Annotated in this window: 17 protein-coding genes; 8 read left to right on the top strand and 9 right to left on the bottom strand. The window is 70.4% G+C overall.

Annotated elements, in window-relative coordinates; genetic code table 11:
• Positions 1 to 111 precede the first annotated feature (111 nt).
• On the bottom strand, positions 112 to 1,473 hold the full coding sequence (locus LUX31_RS20200; RefSeq protein ID WP_235476188.1) for an aspartate aminotransferase family protein: 1,362 nt from the start codon (positions 1,471 to 1,473) through the stop codon (positions 112 to 114).
• Positions 1,474 to 1,652: 179 nt separating this feature from the next.
• Here LUX31_RS20200 and LUX31_RS20195 point away from each other — a divergent pair, with 179 nt between their 5' ends.
• Both LUX31_RS20195 and LUX31_RS20190 read left to right on the top strand, forming a co-directional pair.
• On the top strand, positions 1,653 to 3,023 hold the full coding sequence (locus LUX31_RS20195; protein ID WP_328285676.1) for a serine/threonine-protein kinase: 1,371 nt from the start codon (positions 1,653 to 1,655) through the stop codon (positions 3,021 to 3,023).
• Positions 3,024 to 3,121: 98 nt separating this feature from the next.
• Positions 3,122 to 4,675 carry a PstS family phosphate ABC transporter substrate-binding protein gene (locus tag LUX31_RS20190; protein WP_235476187.1) on the top strand — a complete coding sequence of 518 codons (1,554 nt, stop codon included), beginning with the start codon at positions 3,122 to 3,124 and terminating at the stop codon, positions 4,673 to 4,675.
• 25 nt (positions 4,676 to 4,700) lie between these two features.
• Here the strand turns inward: LUX31_RS20190 and LUX31_RS20185 are convergent, their stop codons facing one another.
• Complete coding sequence (locus LUX31_RS20185) at positions 4,701 to 7,523, bottom strand: ABC transporter substrate-binding protein (RefSeq protein WP_235476186.1); 2,823 nt, start codon at positions 7,521 to 7,523, stop codon at positions 4,701 to 4,703.
• Positions 7,524 to 7,777: 254 nt separating this feature from the next.
• Here LUX31_RS20185 and LUX31_RS20180 point away from each other — a divergent pair, with 254 nt between their 5' ends.
• Positions 7,778 to 9,166, top strand: coding sequence for a M20/M25/M40 family metallo-hydrolase (locus LUX31_RS20180; protein ID WP_235476185.1), 1,389 nt, complete (start codon positions 7,778 to 7,780; stop codon positions 9,164 to 9,166).
• A 248-nt stretch (positions 9,167 to 9,414) separates the two neighbouring features.
• Here LUX31_RS20180 and LUX31_RS20175 read toward each other — a convergent pair whose 3' ends face one another.
• On the bottom strand, positions 9,415 to 10,188 hold the full coding sequence (locus LUX31_RS20175; RefSeq protein ID WP_235476184.1) for an SLATT domain-containing protein: 774 nt from the start codon (positions 10,186 to 10,188) through the stop codon (positions 9,415 to 9,417).
• A 274-nt stretch (positions 10,189 to 10,462) separates the two neighbouring features.
• Between LUX31_RS20175 and LUX31_RS20170 the strand changes: the two genes are divergently transcribed.
• From LUX31_RS20170 to LUX31_RS20160, 3 genes are all read left to right on the top strand, one after another.
• Complete coding sequence (locus LUX31_RS20170; RefSeq protein ID WP_006373444.1) at positions 10,463 to 10,810, top strand: YbaB/EbfC family nucleoid-associated protein; 348 nt, start codon at positions 10,463 to 10,465, stop codon at positions 10,808 to 10,810.
• Between the two features lie 108 nt (positions 10,811 to 10,918).
• Positions 10,919 to 11,518: a recombination mediator RecR gene (recR, locus tag LUX31_RS20165; RefSeq protein ID WP_235476183.1), complete on the top strand. Its 600-nt coding sequence runs from the start codon at positions 10,919 to 10,921 to the stop codon at positions 11,516 to 11,518.
• Positions 11,511 to 12,170: a DUF5063 domain-containing protein gene (locus tag LUX31_RS20160; RefSeq protein WP_235476182.1), complete on the top strand. Its 660-nt coding sequence runs from the start codon at positions 11,511 to 11,513 to the stop codon at positions 12,168 to 12,170. The genes recR and LUX31_RS20160 overlap by 8 nt, the downstream gene beginning before the upstream one ends.
• Before the next feature lie 106 nt (positions 12,171 to 12,276).
• On the opposite strand, the gene LUX31_RS20155 is transcribed toward LUX31_RS20160, so the two are convergent.
• Positions 12,277 to 12,597, bottom strand: a complete 321-nt coding sequence (locus LUX31_RS20155; RefSeq protein ID WP_235476181.1) for a hypothetical protein — start codon at positions 12,595 to 12,597, stop codon at positions 12,277 to 12,279.
• A gap of 191 nt (positions 12,598 to 12,788) precedes the next feature.
• Here LUX31_RS20155 and LUX31_RS37480 point away from each other — a divergent pair, with 191 nt between their 5' ends.
• On the top strand, positions 12,789 to 12,923 hold the full coding sequence (locus tag LUX31_RS37480) for a hypothetical protein (protein ID WP_268828170.1): 135 nt from the start codon (positions 12,789 to 12,791) through the stop codon (positions 12,921 to 12,923).
• On the opposite strand, the gene LUX31_RS20150 is transcribed toward LUX31_RS37480, so the two are convergent.
• Genes LUX31_RS20150 through LUX31_RS20140 form a run of 3 tightly spaced genes read right to left on the bottom strand, consistent with a single transcriptional unit; the run spans position 12,904 to position 15,241 of the window.
• On the bottom strand, positions 12,904 to 13,515 hold the full coding sequence (locus tag LUX31_RS20150; protein ID WP_235476180.1) for a hypothetical protein: 612 nt from the start codon (positions 13,513 to 13,515) through the stop codon (positions 12,904 to 12,906). The two genes, LUX31_RS37480 and LUX31_RS20150, sit on opposite strands and share 20 nt — an antisense overlap.
• Positions 13,508 to 14,233, bottom strand: a complete 726-nt coding sequence (locus LUX31_RS20145; protein WP_443046062.1) for a TSUP family transporter — start codon at positions 14,231 to 14,233, stop codon at positions 13,508 to 13,510. Before LUX31_RS20145 ends, LUX31_RS20150 begins: the two co-directional genes overlap by 8 nt.
• Before the next feature lie 36 nt (positions 14,234 to 14,269).
• Positions 14,270 to 15,241, bottom strand: coding sequence for a hypothetical protein (locus LUX31_RS20140; RefSeq protein ID WP_235476178.1), 972 nt, complete (start codon positions 15,239 to 15,241; stop codon positions 14,270 to 14,272).
• Between the two features lie 233 nt (positions 15,242 to 15,474).
• Between LUX31_RS20140 and LUX31_RS20135 the strand changes: the two genes are divergently transcribed.
• Positions 15,475 to 15,972 (top strand): SgcJ/EcaC family oxidoreductase, encoded by a 498-nt coding sequence (locus tag LUX31_RS20135; protein ID WP_235476177.1) that lies wholly within the window; start codon positions 15,475 to 15,477, stop codon positions 15,970 to 15,972.
• 1 nt (position 15,973) lies between these two features.
• Here LUX31_RS20135 and LUX31_RS20130 read toward each other — a convergent pair whose 3' ends face one another.
• Together LUX31_RS20130 and LUX31_RS20125 are read right to left on the bottom strand one after the other, a co-directional pair.
• A complete protein-coding gene (locus LUX31_RS20130; protein WP_235476176.1) occupies positions 15,974 to 17,329 on the bottom strand; it encodes a sensor histidine kinase in 1,356 nt (451 codons plus the stop codon).
• Positions 17,326 to 18,021 (bottom strand): response regulator transcription factor, encoded by a 696-nt coding sequence (locus LUX31_RS20125; RefSeq protein WP_235476175.1) that lies wholly within the window; start codon positions 18,019 to 18,021, stop codon positions 17,326 to 17,328. Before LUX31_RS20125 ends, LUX31_RS20130 begins: the two co-directional genes overlap by 4 nt.
• Positions 18,022 to 18,035: the final 14 nt, after the last annotated feature.

The following is an 18,035-nucleotide window of genomic DNA, read 5'->3' as shown; positions in this document are numbered from 1 at the left end:
AACCCTCCCCCTTCGCGCGTGTGGATGACGTACTCGCATATGTCTACGAGCACGTCACCTTACGCGTTCGGGTTCCGGGAGGAGTTTCCCCTGTGCTTACCCGCCGTCCTCCTACCGTCCCTCGGTGTATTCGTCGGCGACCGACAGCGCGGCGTCGAGCGCGGCGAGCCCTTCCTTGGCCTCGGCCTCGGTCACGTTGCAGGGCGGGACGACATGCGTCCGGTTCATGTTGATGAACGGCCACAGCCCGTTCGCCTTCGCCGCGGCGCCGAACGCGGCCATCGGCGCGTTGGCCTCGCCGGCCGCGTTGTACGGCACCAGCGGCTCCCTGGTCTCCTGGTTCCGTACGAGGTCCAGGGCCCAGAAGACACCCGTACCGCGCACCTCGCCGACGCTCGGGTGCCGGGCCGCCAGCTCCTTGAGCGCCGGTCCGATGACGGTCTCGCCGGTGCGGGCGGCCTGGCCGACGATGTCCTCCTCGGCCATCACCGTGAGCGTGGCGACGGCGGCGGCGCAGGCGAGCGGGTGCCCGGAGTAGGTGAGGCCGCCTGGGTAGGCGCGAGTGGCGAACGTCTCGGCGATGGCGCCGGAGATCGCCACCCCACCCAGGGGCACATAGCCGGAGTTGACGCCCTTGGCGAAGGTCATCAGGTCGGGCACGACGTCGAACAGGTCGGCGGCGAACCACTCACCGGTCCGCCCGAACCCGGCCATCACCTCGTCCAGGACGAAGACGATCCCGTACTGGTCGCAGAGCGCGCGCACTCCGGCGAGATAGCCGGGCGGCGGGATCATGATGCCGGCGGTGCCGGGGATGGTCTCGAGGATGATCGCCGCGATGGTGGCAGGTCCCTCGAAGACGATCGTGTCCTCAAGATGCTGAAGCGCCCGAGCACACTCCTGCTCCTCCGTCTCGGCATAGAACTTGGACCGGTAGAGGAAGGGCGCCCAGAAGCGCACGACCCCGGCGGTGCCGTTGTCGGAGGGCCAGCGGCGGGGGTCGCCGGTGAGGTTCACGGCCTGCTGGGTGCCGCCGTGGTACGAGCGGTAGGCGGACAGCACCTTGGGCCGCCCGGTGTGCAGCCGGGCCATGCGGATGGCGTGCTCGACGGCGTCGGCGCCACCGTTGGTGAAGAAGATCTTGTCGAGATCACCGGGGGTCCGCTCCGCGATGAGCCGAGCCGCCTCCGACCGCGCCTCGACCGCGAAGGCGGGCGCGAAGGTGGTCATCCGCCCGGCCTGCTCCTGGATCGCGGCGACGACCTTCGGGTGCTGGTACCCGATGTTGGTGTAGACGAGGCCGCTGGTGAAGTCGAGGTAGCGCTTGCCGTCGTAGTCCCAGAAGTAGGACCCCTCCGCACCGGCGACGGCGAGCGGGTCGATGAGCTCCTGCGCGGACCAGGAGTGGAAGACGTGCGCGCGGTCGGCGGCCTTCACGGCCGCGCCCGCCTGGGGGTTGGGCTGAGGGGTCATGCCGTGGAGCGTAGGTGTCCCGGGCGACGGCGGGATATCGGCGTCCTGTCTGCGCTCGGGCGTTTTGCACGACAGGTTGTCGCGTGTCCCGACGGGGTAGTGGGTGCGGGGCGCATGACGGGGTAGGGGTGCGGGGCGCATGACGGGGTAGGGGGTGCGGGGCGCATGGGGAGGCGGGCATGGAACGGCTCGGGGACGGCGATCCGACGCGGATCGGGACGTACCGGCTGATCGCGCGGCTCGGGACGGGTGGGACGGGGAGTGCGGGTGGCGCGGGCGGGGCGAGTGGGACCGGGCCGGTGTATCTCGGGCGGTCCGAGCGGGGGCGGGCCGTCGCCGTGAAGCTCGTTCGGCGGGAGCCAGCCGGGCGGGGCGGGTTCCGGGAGCGGTTACGGCAGGAGGTCGCCGCCGTGCGACGCGTCGGGGGGCGCTGGACGGTGCCCGTGCTCGACGCCGACACCGAGGCCGCCGTGCCCTGGGTCGCCACCGGGTACGTCGCCGGGCCGGACCTGCGCCAGGTCGTCGGGCACCGCCACGGGCCGTTGCCCGAGCGCTCGCTGCGCGTCCTCGCCGCCGGGCTCGCGCACGCCCTCCAGGACATCCACGGTGCCGGGATCGTCCACCGCGACCTCAAGCCGTCCAGGGTTCTGGTCACCATCGACGGGCCCCGCGTCGTCGACTTCGGTGTCGCCCGCGCCCTGGAGGCCGTCGCCGACGGCGATCCCGTCGGCCACCCCGGGTTCCTGGCGCCCGAGCAGCTGTACGGCGACCCGGTCACCGCCGCCACGGACGTCTTCTCCCTGGGCGCCCTCCTCGCGTACGCCGCCACGGGCGCCCAGCCCTTCGGCGTGACCGGCAGGAGCGCCCTCGCCCTGCGGTTCCGCATGGTCCGGGAGGAGCCCCACCTGGAGGGGGTCCCGCGGGGCGTGCTCGACCTCGTCCGCGCCTGCCTGAGCAAGGACCCGGCCCAGCGGCCCACACCGGAAGAGATCCTGCGCCGTACGGGGGTGTCGGCGGACGCCGTCGCGGACGGCTACGAGCGGGACACCTGGCTGCCGGGCCCCCTGGTCGCCCGACTGGGGCGGCACGCGGTGCAGTTGCTCGACGTGGAGGGGGAGGCCTACGTGGAGGATCCGGACGTCCCGCCCGAGCACGCGCCGCCCGACGGGCCGCCCGCGCACCCGGCCCAGGGCCACCCCGAGCACCAGCCGCAGCCCTTCGCTCCCGTCCCCGGTGGCAGTCAGCGGCCCCCTGTCTGGCCCGGGGACCCGGCGCTCGAAGAGCTGGACGTGCCCGCCGCGTGGAGCATGTCGCCGCCCGGCACGGCCGATTCCTACCGGGTGGGGCGCGCGCAGCGGGCCGAGCCCGCGAGCAGGTCCCGCCTGTCGGTGGCGCTCATCGCCGCCGCGCTGGTCGTCACCCTCGCGGCCGGAGCCTCCGTCGTCGCCCTGCTGAACGGCGACGACGACACCGCACCCGCCAGGCCCCCCGCGCCGACCTCCACCCAGCCGGTCCCGCCACCTGCGCCGACGTACACGAAGGCAAGCTGAACGTCAGGCGAACTTCCTTCGCCCATACGGGACTTGTGGTGCCGCCGATCGTAAAGTGACCCCACCGTCCGGACTCCGGGGCTTGCGGGGGCACCCACATGGAGTGGTTGAGCGCAGAGAACGTCGTGGCCGTGGCGACCGCCGGTCTCGGCATCGTCGCGTCGGCGGTCATGATCTGGTACGAGCGCCGGGTACCGCGCCGCAAACGGGTCGGGTACCGCGTACAGATGGACAACCCGATAGGCGACGGCACGCAGGCCGGCCGGGTGAACGTCCGGCTCGGGCTGTTCGACGAGGCGCCCGGCATGCACCAGGCCACCCTCGTGCTGCTGCGCATCGAGAACGACGGCTCGCAGGGCATCGGCCACGAGGACTACACCAGCCGTGAACTGCACGGCCTCACCGTGGAGTTCACCGACCGTGCCATACACGGCGTGTCGGTCACCCAGCCGCCCGGCGTCGACCACCTGATGAGCCACTTCACCCCGCACGCGGGCTTCGGCTACGACGTCGGAGGCAACACCCTGCGCATCCCGCGCGTCCCGCTCAACCGGGGCGAGCACTTCAAGCTGCTCGTGCTGCTGTCGGGCGGCGACGTGGGCTGCGACATCCGGCTCGTCGGCGGTATCAGGGACGGCGAGGTGCACCCCAACCGCAGTGCGACACCGGACGACAAGCCGCCCCTGTTCAGCCGCGCGGCCCGGCTGATCACCATCATCCTCACCGCCTCCGTGGTCACCCTGGCGAGCATCGTCATCGTCCGCGACGACGACCCGCCCCCGCTCGGCTGCGAGAAGGGCACCCTGACGGTCGTCGGCTCGACCGCCTTCGCGCTCGTGGCCGAGGGCCTGGCGAAGGAGTACGAGAAGGACTGCGAGGGCTCCGACATCACGGTCGAGGCGCGGGGCAGTACCGCCGGGGTCAGTGAACTCGCCGCCATGGAGGGCGAGTCGAGGGCGAGACGGGCCTCGGTGGTCGCGTTCTCCGACGGCCGCGACAAGGGCGCCGGCTCCGCACTGCGGGCCGAGCCCGTCGCCCTGTCCGTGTTCACCCTGGTCGCCGACAAGGGGCTCGGCCTCGACCTCCAGCAGGGCCTGACCCTGACGCAGGTGCGGCGCCTCTACTCCGGGTCGGTCCGGTACTGGGACGACCTGGACCCGGAACTGCCGCACTGGCGGGTCGTCCTGGTCAGCCGGGACGCCGACTCCGGCACCCGGCAGGTCTTCCAGGACCAGGTGCTCGCCGGCAAGTGGGAGGGCGTACCCAGCACTTCACTGGGCTGCGACCTCCAGAGCGACACCGCGGCCCCCGTACGCTGCGAACTCGGCTCCACGGCCGACGTGTTGAAGAAGGTGGCCGCCACGAAGGGCGCCATCGGCTACAGCGAACTCGGCCAGGCGAAGCAGCACCAGCTGACCGTGAACCGGGTCGCCCTCGACGGCGCCAAGGCCGACGTGGACGCCATCGAGTACGACGACAGCCCCTACCCGTACCGCGGCGTGGAGAACGCCTACACCTACGCCGACCTGCCCGCGGGCTCACTCGCGGGCAGCTTCCTCACCTACGTACGCAACCACGGCCAGGCCGCGATCCGGCAGAACGGTCACATCCCGTGCACGGCGACGGAGGGGGAGCGGTTGTGCGACGAGTAGCCACGTCGACGAGCAACGGTTCGGATCAGGAGGCGCACGGCGGTCCCTGCTTCTCGCTCGTCTCGTCCTCCCCGTACGCACCGCACGCCACCACCGCCCGGGGACCGTCCGCCAACTGCCGCAGCAGGACCAGCGTCTTGTCGACGGGCGGCGCGTTGCTGCCCTCGGCGTAGGAGACGGAACCGGTCGCCCCGTCGAAGTGGACGCCGTTCCTGAGCTCGATGACGACGGAGTTGCGGGTGATGGCGGGGTCGCTCTGGTAGGCCTCGGACACCGCCTGGCTCAGCACGTGGAAGGCGTCGTACGAGACCGCCGAGTGGCCGTCCTGCTTCCAGGGGTCGGTACCGTCGGTGGTGTCGTCCACGAAGGACTCGTACTCCCTCACGAACTGTTTGGTCTTGGTACTCGTCCCGTCGGCGTCGTACGGCATCCGGTGCGCGGAGTAGTACAGCCGCAGCCAGGTTTTGTTCCGGAAGACGCCGGTCTGGGCCACGTTGGTCAGCTCGTTGCCGCCGAGGACGGTGATGTCCTGGCCGAGACAAGTGCCTTCCAGGTCCATGGAGTTGACGAACGCCGTGAAGTCCTTGGCCCGCGCCGACCAGTACACGACCGACTCCGGCTGCTTCGCCAGCGTGTCGCAGATCCGCCGCGCGAGAATGTCGGCGCTGCGCAGATTGTCGTCGGCGTCGGGCGCCGGGGGATCGAAGTCGCCCTCCTGGTTGAAGTTGAACACGGTCTCGTCGCCGGGGAAGTCCGCCATGAAGCGGGTGGCGAGACTGCGGCTGTAGAGGTCCGCGGAACTCTCGACCACGATGGCGTGCTCGGCGGGGGCACACTCGTCCTCGCTGCCGGGCAGGGCGACGATGTTCTTCCGGCCGGCGAAGTCCGCCTCGATCCGGGCCTCCCGCGAATTGGCCGGCGTGAACGGCCAGTAGCTGAAGCTCGCGTCGCCCTCCGACATCTCGTCGGCTGTCGCGGTGGTGCCGATGGTCGGGATGCGGGCACGTCCCAGTATCTGGAGCGCGGCCTGGGTCTCCTCCCGGCTCTGCGCGTACCCGAGCACCCCGACGATCCGGTCGCGCTCGGAGCGGCTCCGCTCTGCGCGCACCTCACGGACGAGGTCCTCGGCCATGGCCTCGGCGTTCCGGAACCCCTCGCCGGTCTCGCGGACCAGGACCTTCAGCGGTACGAGGGTGGAGTTGGAGGCCGCGGCCTCGTTGAGGGTCCGCTGCCACATCGCGATGCCGCGCAGTTCGGGGATGGTGCCGTCGAAGCGGGTCTGGTCCTCGGTCCTGGGCCTCTGGGAGACGAAGACGACGACGGACCGTACTTCTCTGCCGGTCTCGGCGTAGTCCTCGGCCCGCAGGTTCTCGGCGTCGATCGCGGCCTTGGCCGCGTCGTACCAGGCCACGACCTGTACGGGGATCTTCCCGCCGGGGTCGGAGTCCGCCACGGAGTCCGTGCCGCCGAGACAATCGGTGGGCGTTCCGATCCAGCAAGGGATGAGCACGGCGGCCGCGGTCATGGCCAGTACCGTCGCTCCGGTCATGGCCGTGGTGGGGACGTAGCGGTGGAAGGCGAACTTCTTGTCCGGCACGAACGAGCCGACGGGCGTCCCCTCGCTTCGGAGTTCCGTCTCGTCGAGGCGGACGAGGACCGGCGGGCCGCCATTGTCGGCCAGGTGTCCGGCCGCGGCGGTGAAGCTGCTCTCGACGAGACGTGCGGGCGCCTCGGGGGAGGCGGGCGTGGTTCTGGCGCCCAGTTCCTTCAGGAGGTCGTCGGAGGGTGCGCCGACGGCCAGGACCAGTGGGCCGGGCGGCTGTGCGGTGGACCGGGGGCCGTGCTGGCAGCGGTGCAGGGCGCGCAGGAAGCGCTCTGCGGCGCGGGCGCCCGGGGCACCCGGCGGGGGAACCTGCACGATCACCACGGGCCGGCAGATCCGGCGCCGACGGGCGGGCCGGAAGCGGCCGACCGGTGGTCTGCGCAGATCCTCCAGAAGGGCGCGCAGGACGAACCAGTCGAGTTCCCGGAGCGCGTCCTCGTGACTCAGGTGGTTCGAGTCCCGCAGGTGGGGGCCGCGCTGGGCGCCCACGTCGTTCATCACCTTGAAGAGGTTCTGGCCCGCCGTGGCCGGCTGCTCATTGCCGATCCAGCCACCCATCACCTTGCGGGACGTCCACCAGGACCACAGTCGGCGGGGGCCGCGCTGGACGAACGACAGCCAGGCGACCTTCGTCAGGAGGCCGGCCACTCCGCCGATCGCGTTGCCCGCCGCCGCGCCGGCCGCGGTGCTCGCCGCTGTGCTGACCGCGGTGCTCGCCGCTCCACCGATCGCCCCTTCAGGGCTGGAGGGTTCCATCTGCGCGAAGCCGAGCAGCCCGCCGCGCTGGGCGCGCTGTTCACAGGCATGGGTCCGCAGCTTCTTCTCCCAGGAGCCCTGAGTCGCCCAGTTGGCGGGATTGTCCCTGATGTACGCGACGAGGTCCCGCACGGTGTGGAAGTACGGGTGGCGGTCGGGGGTGGTGTGGTTCGTCCCGCCCTTGGTCAGCTCCGTCCCGGCCTCCTCGACCAGCAGCTGGTGGTCGTCCTCGGGGATGAGACGGGCGTACGGGAGTTGCCGGGAGTTGTCGGTCAGCATCGCGTCGATCAGCGGGTTGACGACGCGTCGCACACCGGTCTCGTACATCGTCGCCGGCACCCGCAGGACGAACAGCGGCGGGCTGCTGTCCAGGCTCTTGCGACGGCTGTACTTGGGGACCACGGTCGGCGCGAGCGCCCGTATGAAGTCGATGGCGCCGTCACCGGGGAATCCACCGGGTCTGCCGTGCCCACTGTCGGATGAAGGCATGGGGAACTCCCCCGTTTGTCGACCGAACCTGACGACTGAACCTGACGACTGAACCTGACGACTGAACCTGACGACTGAACCTGTCAACTGCACCTGACCGAAAGGAAGTTGAAGGTTACTCGGCGAACTGTGGCTACCACAACGAGTTGCAGCAGGCGCTTCATTTCCTGCACGCCCACAGCACCACTGCAACCAACCGCTACCCCTCCTATGCCCCCTTGTCCCTTGTTGACGCGTACACAACGATGGAATGCATGCGACGACCCAGCAGAAGAACCGTCCTGGCGGCAACGGCGACGACGGCAGCTGTCTCGGCTGTTTCGGTGGGGTCTGCGGAGGCTGTCACGCCGGTGCCAGCGACCGTGCAGCCACCCACCCGCGAACTCCGTGCCCTGCTACGGGAGATCGACCCGAAACGCATAGAGGCGACGGTCCGCAAACTGGCCTCCTTCGGCACCAGGCACACCCTCTCCTCCCAGGACGACCCGGTACGGGGGATCGGCGCGGCCAGGGACTGGATAGCGGCCGAACTCCGCTCGTACGCGGCGGAGTCGGCAGGCCGGATGACGGTGGACCTCCAGTCGTACATCCAGGAACCGGCGAGCCGAATCCCGACGGCGACGCGCATCACGAATGTCGTCGCCACCCTGCGGGGTTCGGTGACCCCGGAGCGCGTGTACGTGGTCTCCGGGCACTACGACTCCCGCGCCACGGACGTCATGGACGCCGTCTCGGACGCACCGGGCGCGGACGACGACGCGTCGGGCGTGGCGGTGGCGATGGAGCTGGCGCGGGTGATGGCGAAACGCCGCCCGGCGGCGACGATCGTGTTCGCGGCGGTGGCGGGGGAGGAGCAGGGCCTGTACGGGGCGGCGTACATGGCACAGCAGTACAAGTCGGCGGGCACGGACCTCCAGGCGATGTTCACGAACGACATAGTCGGCAGCCCGAAGGCGGACGACGGCACCGTGGACCCGTACACGATCCGGCTGTTCGCGGAGGGGGTCCCGTCGTCGGAGACACCGGAGGAGGCGGCGGTACGGCGCTCGGTGGGCGGCGAGAACGACTCGCCGGCGCGGCAGTTGGCGCGCTTCGTTCGCGATGTAGGGGAGAACGAGGCAACGGGAATGCGCGTACGGGTCGTCTACCGCAGGGACCGCTACCGCAGGGGCGGCGACCACATCCCGTTCCTGGAACGCGGCTACCCGGCGGCCCGCTTCACGGAACCGACCGAGGACTTCGCCCACCAGCACCAGGACGTACGGGTCGACGAGACCGGCAAACAGTACGGAGACCTGCCGGAGTTCTGCGACTTCCCGTACATCGCGCGGGTGGCGAAGGTGAACGCGGCGGCACTGTGGACGCTGGCGCAGGCGCCCGGCACACCCCGCGGCGCCAAGATCCTGACGTCGACGTTGACGAACGCGACGCAGCTGGTGTGGACGCGGGGGAGTGAGCCGGACCTGGCGGGCTACGAGATCGTCTGGCGCGAGACGACGTCCCCGGAGTGGACCCACGTGGTCGCGGCGGGCGACGTGACGTCGTACGAGCTGGCGTTGTCGAAGGACAACGTGTTCTTCGGGGTGCGGGCGGTGGGGGCGACGGGGCTGAGGAGCCAGGTGGCGTTTCCGGCGCCGGGGTAGGTTTCCTCGCCCCCGCCGCCCCTACCCGTTCCCATCCTCGGGGGCTGCCGCCCCCGAACCCCCGCTCCGGCCCTGAACGGGCCTTGTCCTCAAACGCCGGACGGGCTGAATACCCAAGCGCCGGCCGGCACCATCCAGCCCGTCCGGCGTTTGAGGACGAGGCCGTTCAGGCCGAAAGGGGGGTCTGGGGGCGCAGCCCCCAGAAGGATGGGACGGGTAGGGGCGGCGGGGGCGAAGAAAAAGAACCCTTACCTCGCCTCCGGGGGCCGCTGGCGCGGCATGTTCGGGCGGGTCCCCGGGGCGGCGATGCCGAACCGCCCCTGGTGGACCGTCGCGTCCTGGCGCGGTACCCCCATCGCCGCCGACTGCATACCCAGCGGCGCACCCCCCGCCCGGAACTCCACCATCCAGTCCGACGTCTCCGCCCGCACCAACTCCGTCACATCCTCCGAAAACCGACGCAGCACCCCCAGACACCGATCAGCCGCCTCGCTCGCCGTCCCCTCCGTCGGCCCCAGAACCTCCCGCACACTCTCCGACGCCCACTCGAACTGCAGCACCTGCAACCGCCGCTGCACAGCCTGCGCGGTCGCGACGTCCCTTATCCACCCCGAGGTGACCCCGAAGTACCGGTCCACGGCCACGCACGCCACCGCGAGCAGCAGCGCCAGGTACCCCCAGGGGGCGACCCCGCCCATCACCCCGGTGAGGTCGAGCAGAGGGAGCGCCGCTCCGGCGACCGCACCCGCCGCCGCCCCCGCACGCAGCGCCCGCGCACCCCGCCGCTTCCACACCCGGTCGGCGAGATACCACGCCGCCGTCTCCAGTGCCCCCTGCTCCACCCACCGGTACAGCTCGTCGAGGCGTGGCGCGGGCTCGCCCCAGTCGCCGAGGGGGAAGGGCCGGCCGGTGAGGTCCCCGGGCCGCAGCCCGGCGAAACCGAGCCCGGCGGGACCTTCGCTCCGCCCGTCGTGGGGCGGTCTCTGGGACGGCCCCTCGGGCTGCATCTCCGGCTGGCTCACCCGGCACTCCTTCAATCACGGTGCGTGACACCGTACGGGTGCCCGCGTGACATCTGATGCTGCTGTAAAGCTGTCGCGCCGCCCCATTCCTACCGCCCAATGGGTGGCGATGACCCTGCTTTGGTTACTTTTCCGCTCGGAAGACGTCCTTGATCAGGTAGGGCACCGGGACCGGCTCACTCGAAAGAGTGCCGGGGCGACGGCCGGGCCGACCACGTAGGCTCGTGCTGAACGCCAGAATTCGTAGGTGAACGACGCGAAAGAGGAGCTGATCGTGATCCCCGGTGGTGGCCAGCCCAACATGCAGCAGCTGCTCCAGCAGGCCCAGAAGATGCAGCAGGACCTGGCGAACGCGCAGGAGGAACTCGCGCGGACCGAGGTCGACGGGCAGGCGGGCGGTGGCCTGGTCAAGGCGACCGTGACGGGCGCCGGCGAACTCCGCGCCCTCAAGATCGACCCGAAGGCGGTCGACCCGGAGGACACCGAGACCCTCGCCGACCTGGTCGTGGCGGCCGTACAGGCGGCGAACGAGAACGCGCAGCAGCTTCAGCAGCAGAAGCTGGGCCCGCTGGCGCAGGGTCTGGGCGGCGGCGGAAGCGGCATCCCGGGCCTGCCGTTCTGACGTTCGCACCGCGCGCCCCCCGTCCCGCCTTCCTCAGGCGGCCGGAGGCCAACTACGGTACGTACAACAGGATCGAAGCACCCGTGGCAACGACATGAAAGGCAGTCCGTGTACGAAGGCGTGGTCCAGGACCTCATCGACGAACTGGGGCGGCTCCCCGGCGTCGGTCCCAAGAGCGCGCAGCGGATCGCCTTCCACATCCTTCAGGCGGAGCCGACGGACGTACGGCGGCTGGCGCACGCCCTCCTCGAAGTGAAGGCGAAGGTCCGCTTCTGCGCGACCTGCGGGAACGTGGCGCAGGAGGAGCTGTGCAACATCTGCCGCGACCCGCGCCGGGACGTCACGGTCATCTGTGTCGTCGAGGAGCCCAAGGACGTAGTCGCGGTCGAACGCACCCGCGAATTCCGGGGCAAGTACCACGTCCTGGGCGGCGCGATCAGCCCGATCGAGGGCGTCGGTCCCGACGACCTGCGCATAAGGGAACTCCTGGCCCGTCTCGCCGACGGCGCGGTCACGGAGCTGATCCTGGCCACGGACCCGAACCTGGAGGGCGAGGCCACGGCCACGTACCTCGCCCGCATGATCAAGCCCATGGGCCTCAAGGTCACCCGCCTGGCCAGCGGCCTCCCTGTGGGTGGCGACCTGGAATACGCGGACGAGGTGACCCTTGGCCGCGCCTTCGAGGGGAGACGACTCCTAGATGTCTGACGCCACGCTGCACAATACGACGCAGGACCCCGACGACTTCGCGGTCCAGATCGCCGACCAGGTGGAGAGCTTCCTGGTGGCCGTCACCGAGGTCGCCAAGGGCGAGGACCCCGACTCGGCGGTCCCCTTCCTCCTCCTGGAGGTCTCCCAGCTGCTGCTGGCCGGCGGCCGCCTCGGCGCGCACGAGGACATCGTCCCGGACGAGCGGTACGAGCCCGACCTGGGCCCGGAGCCGGACGTGGACGACATCCGCGAGCGCCTGGCGGCGATGCTGGAGCCGGTGGACGTCTACTCGGAGGTCTTCGACCCGTACGAGCCCCGCAAGGCCCCGGTCCCGGCCCGTATCTCCGACGACCTGGCCGACGTCCTCACCGACCTGCGCCACGGCATGGCCCACTACCGCGCGGGCCGCACCACGGAGGCCCTGTGGTGGTGGCAGTTCTCCTACTTCTCCAACTGGGGCTCAACGGCGTCCGCGACCCTGCGCGCCCTCCAGTCCGTGGTCGCCCACGTCCGCCTGAACCAGCCCCTGGAGGAACTGGACGGCCTGGACACCGACCAGGACCTCGGCGACGAGACCCTCGCGGAGGAGGCCGGCCGGGTGATGGCGGAGGAGATCGCGGAGCCGTTGGGGTTGCGGACGGTGAAGTAGCGTCCACGTCAATTGGATCGTGTTGCCATTCACCCGTTGAGCGGTGGAGCCATGGCTGCTCAAGCTGGCAGAGGAGGCTTGACCTCTGCCCAGCTGCTGTACTGACTCATCGGGCCTTCCCGTCCTCTCCCGCCTGGTCTGCGGCGGTCAGGTACTCCTCATAGCGGGCCTCGGCGAGGGGGACCGGCCCGCTTTCTGCCAGCTTGTCGACCGCCGCTTCGACGAGGTCCGCCGACACCGGCGGGGAGAGATCCACAACCTGGAGACGATGCGTACGTATGCGCAGGCGCTCGGAGTCAGGATCACCGTGACCATCGAGTACGGGGACCGGACCGCCGGCGTGGCCTGAGCCGGCCATCGCGCGTGTGGGGTGCGGCGAGTACGGCAACCACCGCGAGACGATCGCGTGGCTGCAACGAGTGTGCATGCAGCATCGTCCTGATCTGTGGCTGCACTCGGAGAGCGGCCTGCAGACGGAGCGCTACCGCAAAGGGCGTGCGCGTGCCGATGGGGTGCTCGTCCCGCTGGGCAGCCTCAAGGGGCATGGTGAGTGGTCCGTGGCCGATGGCGCCTTGATGGCTGTGGAGGTCACGTCGTACGACTCCGACACCCACCAGCGTGACCGGGTCGAGAAGCCCGGAGAACGGCCGCTACCGCCACGAGGAGAAGCTGCCCTTCGGTGCCACCGTCAAGCTCCCCGACCCCGTGAACTTCTCCCTCGACACCGAGTCCCTCAAGGAGTTCGTGGACTGATCCTCAGGACCGCGTTGGCCACGGCTTCCACGGACCGCCCGTCACCCGCGTCCACGACGCGGGCCGGGTCCAGGCCCAGTCCGGCGATCTCGGCCCGCATGAGGGACTGGTAACGGGCGCTGCGGGCAAGGAACTTGTCCATCAGGTACCGCTCCTCGGCTGTCGCCCGCGTGTAGCCGCCCGCCCCGTGCACCCGTTCACGTACGACCGTGTCCTCGGCCGTGAGCCATACGGCGGCCGTGTGCGGGACCGTCAGGGCCGCGACGCGGGTGGGCCAGAGGGCTGACCCCTCCAGGACCAAGCCGCCCTGCCCGTGCGCGTGTTGGGCGATCAGCCCCTCGATCCGGGGCCACAGACGCTCGTAGTGTTCCAGGACCGAGGAGACCAACTCCTCGACGGTGAGCGTGCGGTAGTGCTCGGCGACATGGGTCGGCACCTCCCACTCCGGGGTACGCCACGGGCGTCCCGGATGCCGGGCCAGCCCGTCCGTCGACCGGCACGTGAACTCCAGCCGGTCCGCGACGACTTGGGCGACGGCCGACTTGCCCACGTTCGAGGTGCCTCCGATCAGCACCACCCGAAGATCACCCATGGAGCGACCCTACGGCCATCCCCCACACCCCCCTCCCCAGCGTCGTCACCCCGCCCGCCAGAGCCAGCAGCAGGACCAGTAGGCGGGCCCGGGGCTCCGGGATGCGGCCGGTGAGGGTTCTGCCGATGAGGGAACCCGCCAACATGGCCGCGGCAGACATCGTCCACAGGGGCGTGGACAGATGGGGGAGCCCGTTGAACGCGATCGAGAACGCGTTCACCAGCACGCCGTAGAACATGGCGTTCGGCACGAACTCCCGTACCGTCCAGCCCGCGTTGACCGCGTACAGGGAGACCGGGGGACCGCCAACGCCCGCCGCCGAGTTCATGAAGCCACCCGCCGCACCCGCCACCACCGCCCCCGCCCTGCCGCGCAGGGCGGGGACCCGGGTGCCGCACAGCACCAGTATCACGGCCGTCGTCACCAGGGCGCCCATCACCGCGAGCAGCACGGGTTCGGGCAGACGGCGGGCCAGCCAGGTGCCCGCCGGAACCGTGCACGCCGCTGCGGCGCACAGCGGGACCATCGCGGCTGGGCGGACGTGCCGCCGGCCGCCCGCCAGACCGACCAGGCAGATCACTCCGGCCGCGCAGTTGGCCAGGACCACTCCGTCGGCGGGGCCCAGGAGCAGGACCAGTACCGGTACGGAGACCAGGGCGAAGCCCATGCCCGTCAGCCACTGCACGCAGGAGCCGAGGGCGACCGTCGCGGCGAGCACCAACCCCGTTGTCAACTGTCCGGTCTCCAGCCGCCGTTACTGCGAATCCACGATCCGGTACTCGTCGGCGAGCACCGACGGCTTGCCCGTCTTCGGGAGGGTGGCCAGGGCCATGCCCTGGTAGGTGTTCACCACGGTGTCGCGGTCGCGGATGTTGAAGACCGACTCCACCTCCGTCGGGGTGATGTCGTAGTTCTCGCGGTACGACGCCTTCAGCGCGTACTGGGAGGCGTGCGCGGTCGGCAGGGCGGCCAGGGCGCCGCCGTTCTCGAGGCGCAGGGCGTACACCGTGTCGAACGCGGTGGGCGTGGTGACGAACACCTTGGTCGCGTACGCCGCGCCCTTGCCGCTGTCGCGCTTCGCGTACGTCTCGATCGCGTCCTTCGCGGCCTCGGTGGTCTGCGAGATGGCCGTACCGGCCTTCTTGCCACCGGTCGTGTACAGGTCCTCGTACGCCGCCGAGATCTGGTTCGGGGCGAGTGTGCCGACGCGGGTGCCCGCGTCGACGGCGGTGGCGAGGCCCGCGTCGTCGGTGGCGATCGCGGGGAGGGGGACCTCCGAGTAGACCGCCGACATCAGCTTCCAGTCGTCGTACTCCTTGCCGAAGACCAGCAGCGCCTCGCTCTTCGACTCGCTGGCCTTCGTCGTCACCGCGAACCAGTCCTTGCCCGCCGGGATCCAGTACTTCCGGCCGGTGTACTTGAACGGCTTCCGGTACGCGGCCTGGTCCTCCTTCGACTTGGTCTCGAAGAGGAGGTAGTCGGCCCTGCTCTGCTCGTACAGCTGCCCGCCCTCGACGGTGCCCAACAGGTCCACGTCCTGCTGGGCGTTGGCCTTGTTGTTGACCGTCTCGTAGGTGTCGAGGATCTTCGCCGCCTGCGCCGCCGTGACGGCACCCTTGGCCGCGGGGCTCGCGGCGGCGCCGTCGGCGCCGTCGTCCGAGCCCGGTCCGCAGCCGGTGAGCGCCAGTGCGGCGGCGAACATGAGCAGTTTCTGCGCGGAGATCATGCCTCACCGTACTGGGGCGATTGTGCGCGTCCTGGGCGGGGCCGGTGGATCGATGGTGCAGCCAGTGGCAGCGGAGAGTGCCCTCACGCTCGCCTTGCGTGAATTGGAATCGTCCTTCCCGCCCCCTGTACGTCCCTTGCACGGGCGCTAACCAGCGGAAAGCGAGGCTGGAGTCACTTCCACCGCAGGACATGCGGAAGGGAGTAACCCACCTCATCCGTACAGGAGTTGCGATGACCCGCAAGACCCGCATACGCGCCGCCCTCGTCACCGCCACCGCCCTTGTCACCGCAGCCACGGTGACGGTCGGGGTCAGTGCGGCGGGTGCCGACGAGCCGAAGAAGCCCACCAAGAAGCAGATCGCGGCCCTGTTCGACGGCTGGAACGCCGCCCTGCAGACCGGCGACCCGGAGACGGTCGCGGACCGCTACGCCAAGGACGCGGTCCTGCTCCCCACCCTCTCCAACGAGGTCCGCACCGACCGCGCCGGCATCGTCGACTACATGGAGCACTTCCTCCAGAACAAGCCGGTCGGCAAGAAGATCGAGACGCACGTCAACGTCCTCGACAGCAACTCCGCCCTCGACTCCGGTGTGTACCAGTTCACGCTCACCGACAAGGCCACCGGCAAGAAGAACGTCGTCGAGGCCCGCTACACGTACGAGTACGAGAAGCGGAACGGCCAGTGGAAGATCGTCAACCACCACTCGTCGGCGATGCCCGAGGGCTGAGTCAGCTTGCCCGCTGTGCGGCCCGGAGCGTGATCCGGACGCACAGGCCGCCCCCGGGCGCGTCCGCCAGGGTCACCGTCCCGCCGTCGTCCGTCACCAGTTGCTTGACGACGGCGAGGCCGAGGCCCGAGCCGGAGCGCCCGGTGAGGCCCTGGCCGCGCCAGAAGCGGTCGAAGGCGCGGGACTTCTCGGCGTCCGACATGCCGGGGCCCCCGTCCGCCACCGTCAACTCCAGCTCGTCGCCCCGAGGTTCGGCCCGTACGGTGATCGTCCCGCCGTCGGGTGAGACCTCCAGGGCGTTGGACAGCACGTTGTCCAGCACCTGGTCCAGATGACCGGGGCTGGCCAGCACGAGCAGCCGGCCGTCGGCACCCCCACTCCCCCTGAGCGCGATGGTGACCCCGCGCTCGTCGGCGGCCGGCCTCCACACCGACAGACGTTCGTCCACGATGTCCCGCAGGGAGAGCGGCTCCGCCGCCGTCACCTTCGCCTCGGCCCGCGCCAGCACCAGCAGCCCGTTGACGAGACGGCTCATCCGGACCACCTCGGCGGTCGCCTGCTCCACGTCCTCCCGTACGAACTCGTCGTCCACGCCGTCCGCGATGTTGTCCAGCGACAGCCGCAACGCCGTGAGCGGGGTACGGAGTTGGTGCGAGGCGTCCGCGACGAAGATCCGCTGCGAGGCGACCAGGGTGTCCAGGCGTTCCGCACCCTGGTTGAGGGTGCGGGCCAGGGTCTGGGTCTCCGGCGGGCCGGTCACCTGCGAGCGTGCGGTCAGGTCGCCGTCGCTGAACTTGCTCGCCATGCCGTTGAGTTCGCGGAGGGGGGCGGTGATCCGGCGGGCGGCGATCGCGCCGATCGCGGCGGCCGCCGCGAGGACGAGTACGGCGAGGGCGGCCCGAAAACCCCAGATGCTCCACAGCCGTTGGGTCATGTCCGAGGTCGAGTACACGATCCGTACGGCCGCGTCCCCCTGCGCGGGGACGGTGATCGTCAGGTGCTTGCCCCAGACGAAGTCCGAACCCCAGTCGGTCGTCGTCTTGTCGTCCCGCACCGCCCGGATCAGCGCCGCGTCCGCGACGGGCGCCGGCAGGTCCGGGTCGCAGCGGCCGACCGGGGTCACCTGGACGGTGTCGGGGGTCTTGGCGTCGTACGCCTTGGCCACCTTCTCCAGGGCGTCGCACGACGCCTTGTCCCCGTTGCCCAGGAGCAGCGCCATGGTCTGGGCCTCGCGCTGGACGGAGACCTTGGTGTCGTCCCGCAACTGCTTGGTGAGCGTGAACGCCACCGGCACCGTGAACAGCAGGATGGCGACCGCGACGAGCAGGATGTAGCTGCGAATGAGCTGGCGGTTCATGAGGGATCGGCGTTCTTGTCGGCGTCCTTGTCGATCTCCAGCCGGAACCCGACCCCCCGTACCGCCTCGATCGTGATCGCGCCCTTCAGCTTGCGCCGCAGTGCCGCCACATGGACGTCGAGTGTCTTCGTCGGCCCGAACCAGTTCGCGTCCCAGACCGCCTCCATGATCTGCTCGCGCGACATTAGCGCGCCCGGCTCCTCGGTGAGGAAGGCCAGCAGGTCGTACTCCTTGGGGGCGAGGGCGATCTCGTCGCCGTCGAGGCGGACGCGGGCGGCCTTGCGGTCGATCGTCAGGCGGGTGCCGTACTGGTCGGGGCCGGACTCGGCCGTCGTACGGGGCTGGACGCGCCGCATCACCGCCCTTATGCGCGCGATGACCTCCCGTACGCCGAAGGGCTTGGAGACGTAGTCGTCGGCGCCGAGTTCCAGGCCGACGACCCGGTCCGTCTCGTCGCTGCGGGCGCTGATGACGATGATCGGGACGTCACCGCGTTCGCGCAGCGCCCGGCAGACGTCCAGGCCGTCGGTGTCGGGCAGGCCGAGGTCGAGCAGGACGACGTCGTAGGGCTCGGTGTGGCTGAGGGCCGCGCCGCCCGTGGACACCCACGCCACCTCGAAGCCGTAGCGGAGCAGGCCGCGTCGGAGTGATTGGGCGACCGGTTCATCGTCTTCCACCAGGAGTACGCGCACAGCCGAACCCTATG

The sequence above is a fragment of the Streptomyces sp. GQFP genome, assembly GCF_021545335.1.
Lineage (GTDB): Bacteria > Actinomycetota > Actinomycetes > Streptomycetales > Streptomycetaceae > Streptomyces.
Note: the sequence above shows the minus strand (reverse complement) of the source record. Positions and strands in the feature narration are given on the sequence as shown.